Origin of the sequence: Phytoactinopolyspora halophila (assembly GCF_003287285.1) — a bacterium.
GTDB classification, from domain to species: Bacteria; Actinomycetota; Actinomycetes; order Jiangellales; family Jiangellaceae; genus Phytoactinopolyspora_A; species Phytoactinopolyspora_A halophila.
Map to the genome: position 1 here is coordinate 75016 of NZ_QMIG01000015.1, position 15209 is coordinate 90224.

Consider the following 15209-nt stretch of genomic DNA (forward strand, 5'->3'; position numbering starts at 1 on the left):
CGGCGACCGAAAACTTGGGCGCGTATTCGGCGTGAATGGCCGCCAGCAACCGATTTCAGCCAGTGATGGCCCGACACAACAAGATCGCCCCTCACCCGCGTTTCCGCAGGTGAAGGGCGATCTACCAGTGGTAGCCCCGACGGGATTCGAACCCGCGCTACCGCCTTGAGAGGGCGGCGTGCTAGGCCACTACACAACGGGGCCGTATGTGCTTTCGACACTTGACGTCGCAGTCCGGAACTCTACCCGAGGACGAGTGAGACTCCAAATCATCTGACTCGGCGTCATGCTTGGCCGAAGCGCTGGGGTACCAGGATTCGAACCTAGACTAACTGAACCAGAATCAGTCGTGCTGCCGATTACACCATACCCCACCGATGCAGGCCGGATTCCGCGCCCGATCGCCTGGATAGGATAGCTGGCGATCGCCAGCGACTCCAAACTCGCACGACGTGTGGCGCGTCACCGCGGCGACACGCCTCGCGGTCAGCCAACTTCGGCACGCACGAGGGCGGAGTCGATACGCGAGAGGGTGCGTTCCCGGCCAAGCAGCACGAGGGACTCGAACAGCGGCGGCGAGACCCGACGGCCCGTCACGGCGACGCGCACGGGCCCGAAGGCCAGCCGGGGTTTGAGGCCCAGCTCGTCGACGAGTGCCGTTCGCAGCGCTTCCTCGATGGCGTCGAGCGTCCACGTCTCCAGCGTTCCCAGTGCGGAACGCGCTGCTTCGAGAACCTGCTTGGATTCGCCGTTCAGGACCTTCGCCGCGTCCGTCTCGTCGATCTGGAAAGCGTCTTCGCTCACGAAGAGGAAGCCGAGCATGCCGACGCACTCGTCGAGCACGGTCATCCGCTCCTGCACGAGTGGCGCCGCCGCGCGCAGGATCTCCATCGACTCCGGCTCCGGCGGGTGATCCAGGAGACCGGCCTCCTGCAGGTGCGGCACCATGCGCTCGGCCAGCTCGTCGACGTTGAGCTGGCGCATCCAGGCCCCATTGATCGCCTCGGCCTTCTTGATGTCGAACCGGGCCGCGCTCGGGTTGACCTGGGTGACGTCGAACGCTTCGGCCATTTCCTCCATGGAGAAAACTTCGCGGTCGTCGCCGATGGACCAGCCGAGCAGCGCCAGGTAGTTCAGCAGCCCCTCACGCAGGAACCCGCGGTCCAGGTATAGCTGCAACGACGATTCCGGCTCGCGCTTGGACAGCTTCTTGCCGCCTTCTCCGGTGACGAGCGGGAGGTGCGCGAACCGCGGCATGGGCCCCGAGGCGATCCCGAGTTCGCGTACGGCCTCGTGCACGATCAGCTGCCGGGGGGTCGACGAGAGCAGATCTTCGCCCCGCAGGACGTGGGTGATCCGCATGAGCGCGTCGTCGACGGGGTTCACCAGCGTGTACAAGGGATGGCCGTTGGCCCGGACGAGGACGAAGTCGAAGAGGTTGTCGGGGTCGACACTGATCTCGCCACGGATCAGGTCGGTGAACGTCACCGTGTCGTCGGGGGTGCGCATCCGCAGTACGGATTCGCGTCCTTCGGCCTCGTACGCGGCGATCTGATCGGCACTCAGGTCGCGGCACGTCCCGTCGTAGCCGCTCGGCTTGCCCGCGGCCCGCGCGGCCGCCCGGCGCTCTTCGAGCTCCTCCGGGGTGCAGTAGCACCGGTACGCGTATCCGGCGTCGAGCAGCCGGTTTGCCACGTCGGCGTAGATGTCGAAACGCTCGGACTGCCGGTACGGTCCGTACTCTCCCCCGGCCTCCGGGCCTTCGTCCCAGTCGAGCCCGAGCCAGCGCAGCGTGGCGAGCAGCGCTTCGTACGACTCTTCGGTGTCTCTGGTCGCGTCGGTGTCTTCGATCCGGAAGACGAAGGTGCCTCCGAAATGCCGCGCGAACGCCCAGTTGTACAGTGCCGCACGGACCAGCCCGACGTGCGGGTTACCCGTCGGTGACGGGCAGAACCGCACGCGCACGTCCTTCGGAGCGACCTCGCCGAGCACGAACGTGTTCGACGAACTGGCGCTGTCAGTCACTGCAACCACCCTCGAATTTGCGGATCTGTATGTCCGGACACGACAACGGACTGCTGCCTAGGGAAGGGTATCGCTCACTCGCCGGTGACCACTTGGTTGGCGAGGACTCCGATGCCCTGGACGGAGACGACGACGTGGTCGCCCGCTTCGATGGGGCCGACGCCCGCCGGCGTTCCCGTGAGGATCACGTCGCCGGGCAGCAGCGTGAACGCGGAGCTGATGTAGGACACGAGTGTCGGCACGTCGAACACCATCTGCGCCGTCCGTCCCGATTGCCGCTCGTCGCCGTTCACGGTGCAGCGCACGGCCAAGTCGGAGGTGTCGAGCTCGGTCTCGACCCACGGGCCGATCGGGCACGACGAGTCGAATCCCTTTGCCCGGGCCCACTGGTGATCGCGACGCTGCAGGTCACGGGCGGTGACGTCGTTCGCGCAGGTGTATCCGAGGACGACGTCAGGCACCCGCTCGGGCGGCACGTCCTTGGCGATCCGGCCGATGATCACGGCGAGTTCCGCCTCGTGGTGCACTTCCTCCGATTGCGGGGGCAGGATGATGGGATCGTCCGGGCCGATGACTGCCGTGTTGGGCACGAGGAACAGCAGCGGTTCCTCCGGGACGTCGTGCCCCAGCTCGGAGGCATGCTCGACGTAGTTGCGGCCGACGCCCACCACCTTGCTGCGTGGCAGAACGGGCGCCAGCAGGCGCACCTCGTCCAGAGCGATCTTCTCACCGGTGAGCTGGATGGGCTTGTAGAGCGGATCCCCTTCGAGCACCGCCAGCACGGTCTGGCCGTCCTGGTCCTCACCGACGGCAGCGAAACGGGGATCGTCACCCGTTGTGAACCTCGCGATACGCACGCACCGGAGGTTATCTTGCCTACGTTGGTGCTGCCGAATCGACTCGGCGATCGCCGAGTCGATTCGTCGCCGCCCATGTCATCGGTCGCGCCTGCGTCATCGGTCGCGCCTGCGTCATCGGTCGCCGCACGTGTCATCCGTCGGCGTCGGTCATATCCGCATGGTCGCCCTCATACGCTGGAAGACGTGCGGATGAACCAGGACGTGTGGCGCGCCCGCAGCGCGGCACACGAGCATCGCGTCGACGAGCTCGTCGGGGATCACCTGGCGCGTCGCGACGCTGGCGAGAAGCACCCGGTCTTCGACTTCTTGTTCACGTACTACTCTTACCGGCCCGCTCACCTGCGGCGCTGGCACCCCGGCCCCGGCATCGTCCTGAGTGGCGAGCCGCCGCACGCGGGCTGGCGCGGTTACCGGCGAACCGGCGACGGCGTGGAGCTCGATCCGGTTTTCGTCGAACGCCGCTGGCCCACCGTCACCTGGGTCCGTGACCTCCTCGCCGCGACGGCCTCGCGCCCGGCATTCACAGGGTGCTTCGGGCTGCACGAGTGGGCGATGGTCTATCGCACCCGCCCGGGAGAGGTGCGCCACGAGGACTGGCCGTTGCGGCTGGGACATGAGGGCACGGACGCCGTGGTGGAATCGCATCAGGTCCGGTGTTCCCACGTGGACGCGTTCCGGTTCTTCACCGAGGACGCGCGCCCGCGCAATGCCCTGCAGCCGACGCGGGACCAGCAGGCCACGCTGGAACAGCCGGGCTGCCTGCACGCGAATATGGATCTGTACAAGTGGGCGTACAAGCTGGCCCCGCTGGTGTCGAGTGAGCTGATCACGGACGCGTTCGAACTGGCCCGCGACATTCGCGAGCTGGACATGCGGGCATCCCCGTATGACCTCAGCGATCTGGGCTATGAGCCCGTGCGCATCGAGACTCGCGAGGGCAAGGCCGAGTACGTGGCGGCCCAGCGGGAATTCGCGGCGCGCGCGTCCGGCCTGCGCAATCGGCTGATCGACGTGATCGATCAGATCGGCGAACTCGCCGCCCCGCCAGTATCAACGTCCGGCTCGCCGTCGTAACGCCGCGGCGAGACTGCCGTCGAGCCGCGCGGCCACCGCGAGACCGGTGACCCCCACAACGAGAACACTCAGCAGGGAGCCGATGATCGCGCCGGCCGTCGACATGGTGTCGCCTACCAGCCAGCCCGCGACGATGACCCAGCCGGCCGAAACCCATACCATCGCGTCGGCACCAACGTCCTGAGCGGCTTGCGCCGCATCGCTCGTCCGGGTGACAACGGCATAGCAGATCGCCAGGACGACCACGGCACCGACCGTGATTCCGATCATGACACCGGAGCGGCCCGCCACGACGTGGCCGAGCACGCCCGGACCGGCAAGCGCGACAAGAACCGCGATTATCTTCGCCATCCAGGCCAGTACGATCAGGCCTAGTGCTAGCGGCACCGCTCGGGCCCAGAGGCCGACACGGCCCCCAGCAGGTTCGTTCTCGCGGTGAGGCTCGCCGGGACCGCTGAGCATGGCCAGATGCTACAACGTGTCGTCCGCACACAGCAGCCGCCCGTTCCCCTGCGCTGGTTGACCCCCGTGCAGGTGGCGTTACGGCACGCGGTGCAGCCACTCCTCGGTGCCGAACTTTGTCTCCACGCGTTCTCGTGCCAACTCCAGCGTGCGCGCGTCGAGCTGCTCGTCGGTCAGGCCGTGCCGGCTCCGGAAACTTCCCACCAGCCGGTCGATCACGTCAGCGCGGGCGAGTCCGGTCTGGCGGCGCACCGGGTCCACCCGCTTGTTGGCGCTCTTCGTGCCCTTGTCCGACACTTTCTCCCGGCCGATCCGCAAGACGTCGAGCATCTTGTCGGCGTCGATGTCGTAGGCCATGGTCACGTGGTGCAAGACGACGCCGCCGGCCAGCCGTTTCTGCGCCGCTCCGGCGATCTTCCCCGCCGGGGATGTGATGTCGTTGATCGGCTGGTATGTCGCCTCCACCCCGAGCTCGTTCAACGCACCCACGACCCAGTCGTCGAGAAAGGCATAGGAGTCCACGAACGAGAGCCCGGACACCAGGGACTCCGGCACGTACAGCGAGTAGGTGATCGTGTTGCCGGGCTCGACGAACATCGCCCCGCCGCCGCTGATCCGGCGCACCACGGACACGTCGTGCCGCGCCGCCGCATCCAGGTCGACCTCGTTGCGCACCGACTGGAAGCTGCCGATGATCACCGCATTCGACGCCCACTCCCACACGCGCAGCGTCGGCGGCCGCTCCCCTGCCCCGACCTGCTGCGCCAGCACCTCGTCCAGCGCCATCTGCACCGCTGGCTCGTACGGTTCGCCACGCAGGAACCGCCAGTCATGATCGGTCCACGTCGTCGCCCCCGTCACGGCCCGGCGCACGGCCGTGGCCACGGCGTCGGCCGAGAACCCGAGCGGTACCGCGCCGTCGAGCGCTCCCGCTACCCGCGCGGACAGCTCCGCCGTGGACGCACCCACCGGCGCACCGGCCAGGGCCGCGTCCATCCGCTCCAGCGCGTCGTCGGGCTCCAGGAAGAAGTCCCCGCTGATCGTCGCCTTCTCGATCACGCCGTCACCGACGACGAGATCGGCGACGACGAGTTTCCCGCCCGGCACCTTGTACTCACCAGTCACGTTCGAGTTCACATCCGGTTCAACCCCACGCGCCAGGCTCGTGTTCCCACAGCCGCGCCCACCCGCTGCGTCGCGCCACCCGGGGCCGTCACCGGGCGGCCGGCGGGATGTTGTGGTTGTGCCGGAACATGTTGGTGGGATCGTAGACCGCCTTCAGCCCGGCCAGACTTCACCGCCACCGGATCGGACGACGCCATCGACTTCCTGCGCACCATCGGGCACCGCTTCCTCGCCGCGAGCGAATTCGCCCCCGACGGAGGCGACGAAGGAGCTGTCCCCTCACTGTGATGGCGAGACGTGCGAAAAACGACGCTTTCGGAGCCTTTCCCGCACGTCTCGCCATCACAGTGAGAGCTTTCACCGGAACGCGACGACGTACCGGGACTGACAACCTGCCCCCGGACTGACGACGTGTCGGGACTGACAACGTGCCGGAACCGATGACGTACCAGCACTCAAGGGCGAGGCGCGTACATGATCACGGCCGCACCGGCCAGGCAGATCGCGGCGCCGATCAGGTCCCACCGGTCTGGCCGGAACCCGTCGACGACGACGGCCCACGCGAGCGCCCCAGCGATGAACGCCCCACCATACGCAGCCATCACCCGGCCGAAGTGTGTTTCGGGTTGCATCGAGATGAGGAATCCGTACGCACCGAGCACCACGATCCCGAGCCCGATCAAGGCGAAGCCGCGATGCTCGCGCCAGCCTTGCCAGATGAGCCACGCGCCGCCGATTTCGGCCAGGCCGGCCAGCACGAACAGCACGAGCGAGCGGGCTACCGTCATGCTGCCGCACTGTATCCGGCGTCACTGGCGTGAGCCATCGCCACGCCGCTCGTCCCCGGCACCACGCCGTTCCTCCCCGGCGCCATGCCCCACTTCTCCATCACCATGCCGCTCGTCCCCATCACCACGCCGCACTTCCCCCTCGACACGCCGCTCCTCTCCGGCGAGATCGGCCAGCGACAACGGACATCCCGGCGTTTCCACGCAGTCAGCTAGATCGTCGCACTCCGCATCCAGCGCCGAGCGCAGCGCCGTCCGGATGACCTCGAGATCGCGGATCTTCTCTTCCACCTCGGCCAGCTTTCCTGCCGCGCGTTCCCGCAGGCCCGCGGCTGCGGGATCGCCGTGACGGTGCCGCGCGCCAGCGATCAGCTCGGCGATCTCGTCGAGCGCGAAGCCGAGCCGCTGCGCGGCCTTGATGACGCGCACCGTGGTGACGGTGTCCGCCGGATACAACCGGTGTCCGCCCCAGGTGCGCTCAGGTTGCGGCAGCAGGCCACGCCGCTCGTAGTAACGCAGCGTCTGCCGGTTGACTCCGGCGGCCGCCGCGACTTGCCCGCTCCGCAACGGCGCCTCCATCTGCGTGGCACCCATACCCCGACGGTAAACCTGTACCCGGGTACCAGATGCAACCCGTCCACCAACGTCGGTCACCGCTATCGCACAGCCATATGGGCAACTTGTTGGGCCTGCGGAACGTCCAGGACCAGATTTGGGCCGCTGAACGTTTCACAGACCCAACAAGATAGCCCCAGCAGCCCCGGAAGCGGTCCAAGATAGCCCCGGCGGCTGCAGCGCTCCGGGGCCGCCGGGACTCACCGAGTGCCGATGGTCCGGGCCCCGGGGCTGCCCGAGGCCCGGAGCGCGGGCTGACCCGGGGGTCCGGAGCGCGGGCTGACCGGGGGTCCGGCTGCGTCCGGACCCCCGGTCGCCGCGCTGCTGCGTGCCCTAGTCCTCGATGACCAGGTCGAACGTATCCGTGTTGTTGCGGATGTCCTCGTGGTTGTCCTCGAGGTGCAGGTTACGGAACGTCGCGGACCCGACGGCCGGACCCTGCCCCTCTTCGGGCATCTCGTTCACCCAGATCCCGATACCGGAACGGTCTTCGTACTCGTCCCCGCTCAGCTGGGCACCGGTGATCGAGATGTTGTCGAAGACGGTGTCGGTTACCGGGTTCACCGGCTCCCCGCCTTCATAGTGCGTCTGGAACATGATCCCGGCGTAGGTCGGATCGATGATGTCAACGTCGTTGACCCGGATTCCCTGGAACGCCTCGGACGCCGAGAAGAGCCACATGCCGGGGAACGTCTGGCCGCCCCAGAAGTTGCCACCAGCACGCTCGATCGAGATGTTCTCGAACACGGTGGGAGGATCGGCACCGAATCCCTCCATCGGGTAGCCGAAGTCGAGCGAGCTGATCGTCACACCGGAGTAGACGAGCGTGTCCTCGATGTGGATGTTCCGGAAGGTGTTGTCGTACCCGCCGTACACCGCGAGCCCGGCCGCGCGCCAGGGGAGCATCGAGGTGAGGTTCTCGTAGACGTTGCCGGTCTGCTCGCCCCCGCCGGAGTCGGTGGCGGCGAACAGGGCGAAGCTGTCGTCGCCGGTGCCGCGTGCCTCGACGTTGCGCACGACGTTTCCGGAGCTCCCGTTGGTCATGTTGAGACCGTCGGCCCACAGGTTGCGCATCCGGGCGTTCGTGATGGTCATGTTGTCGACGTTCGTGCCCCAGTACATGCAGACCATGTGCTCGACCCACACGTCGTCGATGGTGATGTCGGAGACGTTCTGGAAGTCGAACACCTTGCCGGGGCCGTCGATCCGCGACGTGTAGTTGCCGAAGTAGGCGAAGCCACGGAACGTCGAGCCGTTCACCGACGAGTCGACCCGGAAGCCGACGTCGGTGTTCTCCTGGTCCTGTGGCGCGTAGAACCGGGTGAACCATGGGCCCGCGCCGATGATCTCGATCGGCTCGCCGTACACCTGGAACTTCTGCGCGGTCTCGTAGTCACCGGGCGGCAGGTAGACGCCGTCCAGGTCACCGGAGGTGTCCATGCGCACCTGGTCGAGCGCGTTTTGAACATCATTGTGCGAGTACCCGTCCGGCTCGATGTAGCGGTCCGGGTCCGGGTTCGGCTCCGGTTCCACCTGTTCCACGCTGATGAAATCCACGGCGTACGTGGTCGTGTTCTCCGGGTCCTTCTGCAGCCGGATGGTGCTGCCGGCGGGGATCGTCGTGTCGAACATGACGTTGGCCTCGTCGTAGATGTTGCGTGGCGGGCCGAGCGATGGCGACGTCCCGGGATCCGCCTCGTCGCCGTACAGCCACGAGTACCGCGAGGTCAGCGTGATCGGTTTGATGTACTCGCCGTCGACGTAGATGTTCAGCGTGTCGGTGATGCCGCCGCCTTCGGGTGCGTCCGGGATGGAGGCGCGCACGACGAGCGTGTTCGTGTCCATCCGCGTGGTGAACTCGACGTAGTCACCCGTGTTCTCCAGCGTCACCGCCTGGCGCCCGGACGCCTCGCCGGCGCCGTCGCCCACCTCGCGGTTCGGCCCGACGATGTCCGCACCACCGCCGGTCTCGGCGTCCTGGGCCTGGTAAATGTCGTACGGCAGGTTCGCACCGCGGCCGGCGAACAGCGACGTGGACGCCGTGTTGTTGTCCCGCTTGACCGCGTGCTCGTTGCCGTCGGCTTCCACCTCGACGGTGACGGCGTGCCGCCCGTCGCCGGCGTCCCACGTGCCGAGCACCACGGGTGCGGCGGTCTCGCCTGGTTCGATGACACCGGAATGGGTGCCGGTGAGGGTCTGGAGCACGTCTCCGGTCGAGCCATCTTCGATCACGAGTGTGATCTCGTGCGGACCGCCGGTGGTGGCGATGCTGCCCTCGTTGGACAGGGCGACGGAGAATTCGACCGCGTCTCCCGAGCCCGGGCTGTCCGGCGTCCACGTGACGTCCGGTACCAGGTCGGACGTCTCGATCTCGCCGATCACCACCGGCTCGCCATGCACGTAGCCGTTGTTGCTCTCGTCGCGCTCGATCACCTGCCCGTCCGGGTCGGCTTCCGCGCCGATCTCGTGGCTGCCCGCGCCGAGCGCGCCGACGTCGGCGGTGACGGTGGTGCTGGCACCGGCATCGAGTGCGTCGAGGTCGACGTTCGCGGCGACGGCGCCGTCGACGTGCAGGTCGACGCTGGTGCCCGCCGACGATGCGTCGCCGGCGTTCTCCACGGTGGCTTCGAGAGTGAGCTCGTCGGTCTCGACGGGCTCGACGGGGCTCCACGACATGTCCGTCACGGTGAGATCGGGGTTGGCACCCGGCGTGCCGATCACGCCGAGTTCGGCCACCTGGCCGTTGGGAGCGCCCGTGTTCCCGGTGAACTCCAGGCGCACGTCGGCGACCGTTGCGTCCACCGGGACCGAGATGGTGTTGCCGGTGGCCGGGTCGAAGTCGTAGTCGGCTTCCGGTACGAGGGTGGTGAACTCGTCGGAGTTCTGGTCGCGGCCGAGGATCTCGAACGTCTGGGTGCGCGCTTCCCACACCGGGTCCGGGTCGAGCGCCACGGTCACCTCGCTGATGTCGGCGTTCGCGCCGAGGTCGACGGTGAGCGTGCCGGGATAGGCCCCGGGCGCGCCTTCCCAGTAGGTTGTGAGATCGCCGTCGTTGGCGTTGCCGGCTTCGAAGACGTGCACGTGCGACGACGCGTCGATGGGCCGGCCGGCTGCCAGGTTCGAGCCGTCCCCCTCGCCGCCGTCGTCACCGTTTCCGTCGTCGGGTCCGTAGACCTCCAGCGCGGACAGCTGCGCCGCAGGCCATCCCGTGTTCTCGGTGACGTGGACCCGCACGTACCTCGTGGTGGTCTCGGACATGTCGATGGTGACGGCGTTGCCGTCGTCGGGGTCGAAGACGTACGCGTCGGACGGCACGATCGTGTCGAACTCGGTGCCGTCCGTGCTGCCCTCGACCGTCAGCGTCTGGGTGCGCTCTTCCCAGGAGTTCGGCAGTCTCAGGACCACCTGCTCGACATCGGTGGCGGCGCCGAGGTCCACCTGCGCCCACTGCGGCAGCTCGTGGTTGGTGCTCTCCCAGTAGGTGTCCGGGTCTCCGTCGGTCACGTGAACGGCTTCGTAGGGCCAGTTCTCGCTGCTGGCGGAGGCGGGGGCACCGCTGGCGAGATCGGTGCCCTCTGCCGGGGCGGAGGTGGCGGCGGGGACGGCCGTCGCCGTGGCGGCGACGAGAGCACCAGCTGAAACAACGCCCAGGAGGCGCTTGTGCAGGCGTGTTCGTTTCCAGGGCACGGCGGACCTGGAAGGTCTCGACGTGGGGGTTGACGGTACGGGTGTGGATGGTCTCGACGGCGACATCGCGGGGATACCTCTCCGTACGGGGACACGGGATGCCAGCGATACATGCCCGCTGAATTTCAGACTCGCTCTTCTTTTTGAGCAATGAAGTACGAGTCTTGCGTAATATTGCCCTGAGATTACAAAGAGGCGATGCGCGGGTCAACGGTCAGTGACCCACGAATTCCCATCACCACTGATCCCGAGACTCGCCCGCACCCCGTTGGCCAGCCGACACGCGACCCCGTTGAAAGTATCTTGCGTAATCCTGTCGTAGGCTTGCAGCCATGGCAGGACGACTCACTGAAGTAGCGGAGAAGGTCGGGGTCAGCGAAGCGACCGTCAGCCGGGTACTCAACGGCCGGCCTGGCGTATCGGATGTCACCCGCGAGGCCGTGCTGACCGCACTCGACGTGCTCGGGTACGAGCGCCCCACCAAGCTCCGCGGCGAACGCGCCCGGCTGGTGGGGCTGGTCCTGCCCGAACTGCAAAACCCGATCTTTCCCGCGTTCGCCGACGTCGTCGGCGGGCTGCTGGCCCAGCAAGGCCTGACACCCGTGCTGTGCACCCAGACCGTGGGTGGCGTCTCCGAGGCGGACTACATCGACTTGCTGTTCCAGCAGCGGGTCTCCGGCGTCCTCTTCGCCGGCGGGCTCTACAGCGGCGAAGAGGGCGCGCACGAGCACTACGCCCAGCTCGTCGAGCGCGGACTCCCCACAGTCATGATCAACGCCGGCGTCGACACGCTCCCGTTCCCGCGGGTGTCCTGCGACGACGCCGTTGCTGCCGATCAAGCGGTGAGCCACCTCCTCTCCCTGGGGCATACCCGGATCGGCCTCGTCCTCGGACCGCACGATCACGTGCCCTCGGTGCGCAAGCTCGCCGCCGCCCGGGCCACGATGGCCGCGGCCGGCGTCGAGTTCGGCGAGGACCTCGTCGAACACGCGATGCACTCGCTCGAAGGCGGGCAGGCCGCCACCAGCAGGCTGCTGCGCAGGGGCGCCACGGGCGTAATCTGTGCCAGCGATCCAATGGCGCTCGGCGCCATCCGCGCGGCGCGGCGAGCCGGATTCGCCGTCCCGCGGGACTTCTCGGTGGTCGGCTACGACGATTCGGCTTTCATGAACTGCACCGAACCACCCCTGACCACCGTCCGGCAGCCGATCGAGGCGATGGGCAAGGCGTCGGTGGACTTGCTCGTCGGCCTGATCAACGGCCACCGCGTCGAGCCCGATGAGCTGCTGTTCGAGCCCGAGCTCGTCGTCCGGGGCTCCACCGCGCCGGCGCCATCCTCCCGCTGATTACGCATTGGCATCTACTTCCTGCAAAAATCTGTTCAACTCTTGCGCTCAGATGTCGGGCTCGTTAACGTGACTCGGCATGACGCAGGAATCGCCCGGCGACGCCGGGCCCACCGCATGGTGGCGCAGTGCCGTGATCTACCAGGTGTACGTGCGCAGCTTCGCCGACGCCGACGGCGACGGTGCGGGGGACATCGCCGGGGTCCGATCCCGGCTTCCCTACCTTCGTGACCTCGGCGTCGACGCGCTCTGGTTCAATCCCTGGTACGTCTCGCCGTTGGCCGACGGCGGCTACGACGTCGCCGACTACCGCGCGATCGATCCCGTCTACGGGACGCTGGCCGAGGCCGAGCAGCTGATCGCCGAAGCTCGCGAGCTGGGCATGCGCACCATCGTCGACATCATCCCCAACCACGTCTCCGACCAGCACGAATGGTTCGTCGCAGCACTCGGAGCCGAGCCGGGCGCACCCGAGCGAGACCGGTTCTGGTTCCGTCCCGGCCGCGGCGCCTCGGGCGACGAGCCACCCAACTCCTGGACATCCAACTTCGGCGGTCCCGCCTGGACCCGCACCAAGAACCCCGACGGCTCCCCCGGCGACTGGTACCTGCACCTGTTCGCTCCGGAGCAGCCCGACCTCAACTGGAACCATCCGGACGTGCAGCGCGAGTTCGACGACGTCATCCGCTTCTGGTTCGACCGCGGTGCCGCCGGCATCCGCATCGACTCGGCGGCGCTTCTCGTCAAGGACCCGGAGCTGCCGGAAGTCGATCCGTCCCACGCTCCCGGCCAGCACCCGTACGTCGACCGCGAGGAGCTGCACGACATCTATCGACGCTGGCGGCGGCTCGCCGACAGCTACCCCGAGCCGCGTGCGCTGATCGGCGAGGTCTGGCTCCCGGACATGCGGCGCACCGCCCGCTACCTGCGCGGCGACGAGCTGCACGCGGCTTTCAACTTCGACTTCCTCACCTGTCCCTGGCAGGCCGACCGGCTGCGGGAGTGCATAGACACCACGCTGCGCACGCACGCCGAGGTCGGCGCGCCGGCCAGCTGGGTGCTGTCCAACCACGACGTCACCCGGCCGGTCACCCGCTACGGGCGGGCCGACACGTCGTTCTCGTTCGCGGACAAGCGCATGGGCATCCCCACCGACCCGCATCTCGGCGAGCGCCGGGCGCGTGCCGCGGCGCTGCTGGCGATGGCACTGCCCGGATCGGTCTACATCTACCAGGGCGAGGAGCTGGGACTGCCGGAGGTCGAGGACATCCCCGTGGAGCGCCTCCAGGATCCGATGCACGCGCAGTCCGGTGGCACCGACCCGGGCCGCGACGGCTGCCGGGTGCCGCTGCCCTGGAGCGGCGATGCCGCACCGTACGGATTCAGCCCACCTGACGCCGCGCAGGAGCCCTGGCTGCCCCAACCTGACCGCTGGGCCGCGCTGAGCGTCGAAGCGCAAGACGCCGACCCGACGTCGATGCTCACCCTCTACCGCCACGCGCTGGCGACCCGCCGCCGCGAAGGACTCGGCGACGGCCCCATGAGCTGGCTCGACAGTACCGACACCGTTCTGGCCTTCACCCGGGGCGAGCATTTCGCCTGCCTGGTCAACCTCTCGTCCGCCCCGGTGGACCTTCCCGCACACGAGCACGTGCTGCTCTACAGCCGCCCGCTCACCGGTGGCCAGCTGGCCCCGGACACGGCGGTGTGGCTCCGGCTCTCCCCCACATCCGACGAGCGGTCCCGCGACGGGATCCGAATGGAGCGATGACGATGAACGGCACACGTACCCGGCTGGGCACGGCCACCACGGTGGCCCTGGCGCTCGGCCTGATCGCGGCATGCGGTACCGGCGACGACTCGCCGTCCGCCGGCGACGACACCGGTGACGGCGCGTCCGAGGACGTCACCATCAGCGTCAGCAACCTGCCACCGACCACCGAAGAAGGTGCACGCGAGGCCTTCCTCGCCCGGGTAGAGGAGTTCGAGGAACGTCACCCGCACATCACGGTGGAGCCCAACGAGTACGAATGGGACGCCACCACGTTCGCGGCGCAGCTGGCTGGCGGCACGCTGCCCACGGCGTTCCAGTTTCCGTTCACCGACGGGCAGAGCCTGATCCAGCGGGGCCAGGTCGCCGACATCACCGCCGAGGTCGAGGAGCTCTCCTACGCCGGTGACTTCAACCCGAGCGTGCTCGACGTCGTCCAGGACGACGCCGGCCAGATCTACGGGATACCGATCGCGGCCTACGGGATCGGCCTGCACTACAACCGCACGCTGTTCGAGGAGGCCGGTCTCGACCCGGACGAACCGCCGCAGTCGTGGGACGAGGTACGGGAGTACGCGCGGATCATCGCCGAGGAGACCGGCCAGGCCGGGTACGCGCAGATGACCCAGGACAACACGGGCGGGTGGATGCTCACCACGCTCACCTACGCGCTGGGCGGGCGCATGCAGGAGGGTGGCGCCGACGACGTCGACGTCACCATCGACAACCCGCAGACCCGGCGGGCCCTGGAAATGCTGCACGCCATGCGGTGGGACGACGACTCGATGGGTGAGGACTTCCTCTATGACTGGGGCACCATCAACCAGGCCTTCGCCGCCGGTCAGATCGGCATGTACATGGGCGGCTCGGACGTCTACGACAGCCTCGTCACCGAGAACGACATCGACCCGGACGACTACGGCCTGACCGTCCTGCCGCTCGACGGCGCCGACGCTGGCGTCCTCGGTGGCGGTTCGATCGTCGGGGTCCGGCCCGATGCCAGCGCCGCCGAGCGCGAAGCCGCCGTTGCCTGGGTCGACTTCTACTACATGTCGAAGCTGACCGACGAGGACGCCGCCGTCGCCGATGCCGAGACTCTGGTGGAGAGCGGCTCTCCCGTGGGCACCCCGGCGTTGCCGATCTTCGACGCCGAGCAGCTCGCCCAGGCCGAGGAGTGGGTGGCCGACTACGTCAACGTCCCGCTCGACCAGATGCGCCCGTTCCGCGATCAGATCCTCGACCAGCCGCTGGTGCCGGAACCTCCGGTCAAGGCCCAGGAGCTCTATGCCGAGCTCGACGGCGTCGTCCAGGCGGTGCTGACCGAGGAGGACGCCGACATCGAGCAGTTGCTCCAGGAGGCCGACGCGAACGTCACGGCGCTCGTCGGAGCCGGCTGACGCCGATTCCGGTCGAACCGGGCGGCCACCCGTGAGCGGCCGTTCGAGCCGGCCGTTCG

General features: G+C 68.0%; 11 protein-coding genes, 2 tRNA genes and 1 pseudogene. 4 read left to right on the forward strand and 10 right to left on the reverse strand.

Annotation, left to right across the window (positions count from 1 at the left end; genetic code table 11):
• Positions 1–128: 128 nt before the first annotated feature.
• From DPM12_RS14250 to DPM12_RS14265, 4 genes are all read right to left on the reverse strand, one after another.
• Positions 129–204 (reverse strand) — tRNA-Glu (locus DPM12_RS14250).
• Between the two features lie 98 nt (positions 205–302).
• A tRNA-Gln gene (locus DPM12_RS14255) sits at positions 303–374 on the reverse strand.
• Between the two features lie 112 nt (positions 375–486).
• Positions 487–2025, reverse strand: a complete 1539-nt coding sequence (gltX, locus tag DPM12_RS14260) for a glutamate--tRNA ligase (RefSeq protein WP_112259004.1) — start codon at positions 2023–2025, stop codon at positions 487–489.
• Positions 2026–2099: 74 nt separating this feature from the next.
• The gene (locus DPM12_RS14265; RefSeq protein WP_112259005.1) at positions 2100–2882 is read right to left on the reverse strand and encodes a fumarylacetoacetate hydrolase family protein; all 783 of its coding nucleotides are present in this window, start codon (positions 2880–2882) and stop codon (positions 2100–2102) included.
• 192 nt (positions 2883–3074) lie between these two features.
• Here DPM12_RS14265 and DPM12_RS14270 point away from each other — a divergent pair, with 192 nt between their 5' ends.
• Complete coding sequence (locus DPM12_RS14270) at positions 3075–3959, forward strand: 3-methyladenine DNA glycosylase (RefSeq protein WP_112259006.1); 885 nt, start codon at positions 3075–3077, stop codon at positions 3957–3959.
• On the opposite strand, the gene DPM12_RS14275 is transcribed toward DPM12_RS14270, so the two are convergent.
• The 6 genes and pseudogenes from DPM12_RS14275 to DPM12_RS14300 all read right to left on the reverse strand — a co-directional run bounded on the left by DPM12_RS14275 (position 3936) and on the right by DPM12_RS14300 (position 10636).
• Positions 3936–4310, reverse strand: a complete 375-nt coding sequence (locus tag DPM12_RS14275; protein ID WP_123788415.1) for a hypothetical protein — start codon at positions 4308–4310, stop codon at positions 3936–3938. The two genes, DPM12_RS14270 and DPM12_RS14275, sit on opposite strands and share 24 nt — an antisense overlap.
• Positions 4311–4499: 189 nt before the next feature.
• Complete coding sequence (gene lplAB, locus DPM12_RS14280; RefSeq protein WP_112259039.1) at positions 4500–5546, reverse strand: lipoate-protein ligase LplAB; 1047 nt, start codon at positions 5544–5546, stop codon at positions 4500–4502.
• An 88-nt stretch (positions 5547–5634) separates the two neighbouring features.
• On the reverse strand, positions 5635–5712 hold the full coding sequence (locus tag DPM12_RS24510) for a BBE domain-containing protein (protein WP_112259040.1): 78 nt from the start codon (positions 5710–5712) through the stop codon (positions 5635–5637).
• Between the two features lie 289 nt (positions 5713–6001).
• On the reverse strand, positions 6002–6334 hold the full coding sequence (locus DPM12_RS14290) for a YnfA family protein (RefSeq protein WP_112259008.1): 333 nt from the start codon (positions 6332–6334) through the stop codon (positions 6002–6004).
• Between the two features lie 156 nt (positions 6335–6490).
• Positions 6491–6913, reverse strand: a pseudogene (locus DPM12_RS14295) (MerR family transcriptional regulator); the annotation flags it as partial.
• 369 nt (positions 6914–7282) lie between these two features.
• Positions 7283–10636, reverse strand: coding sequence for a discoidin domain-containing protein (locus DPM12_RS14300; protein WP_211658988.1), 3354 nt, complete (start codon positions 10634–10636; stop codon positions 7283–7285).
• 332 nt (positions 10637–10968) lie between these two features.
• Here DPM12_RS14300 and DPM12_RS14305 point away from each other — a divergent pair, with 332 nt between their 5' ends.
• From DPM12_RS14305 to DPM12_RS14315, 3 genes are all read left to right on the forward strand, one after another.
• Positions 10969–11982, forward strand: a complete 1014-nt coding sequence (locus DPM12_RS14305; RefSeq protein ID WP_112259010.1) for a LacI family DNA-binding transcriptional regulator — start codon at positions 10969–10971, stop codon at positions 11980–11982.
• A gap of 79 nt (positions 11983–12061) precedes the next feature.
• On the forward strand, positions 12062–13753 hold the full coding sequence (locus DPM12_RS14310) for a glycoside hydrolase family 13 protein (protein ID WP_112259011.1): 1692 nt from the start codon (positions 12062–12064) through the stop codon (positions 13751–13753).
• A 2-nt stretch (positions 13754–13755) separates the two neighbouring features.
• A complete protein-coding gene (locus DPM12_RS14315) occupies positions 13756–15150 on the forward strand; it encodes an ABC transporter substrate-binding protein (RefSeq protein WP_112259042.1) in 1395 nt (464 codons plus the stop codon).
• The last annotated feature ends 59 nt before the right edge of the window (positions 15151–15209 follow it).

Coding starts and splice junctions, on each gene's coding strand:
- DPM12_RS14270 (WP_112259006.1), top strand. CDS start 3,075: ATGAACCAGGACGTGTGGCGCGCCCGCAGCGCGGCACACGAGCATCGC.
- DPM12_RS14275 (WP_123788415.1), bottom strand. CDS start 4,310: ATGGCGAAGATAATCGCGGTTCTTGTCGCGCTTGCCGGTCCGGGCGTG.
- DPM12_RS14290 (WP_112259008.1), bottom strand. CDS start 6,334: ATGACGGTAGCCCGCTCGCTCGTGCTGTTCGTGCTGGCCGGCCTGGCC.
- DPM12_RS14305 (WP_112259010.1), top strand. CDS start 10,969: ATGGCAGGACGACTCACTGAAGTAGCGGAGAAGGTCGGGGTCAGCGAA.
- DPM12_RS14310 (WP_112259011.1), top strand. CDS start 12,062: ATGACGCAGGAATCGCCCGGCGACGCCGGGCCCACCGCATGGTGGCGC.
- DPM12_RS14315 (WP_112259042.1), top strand. CDS start 13,756: ATGAACGGCACACGTACCCGGCTGGGCACGGCCACCACGGTGGCCCTG.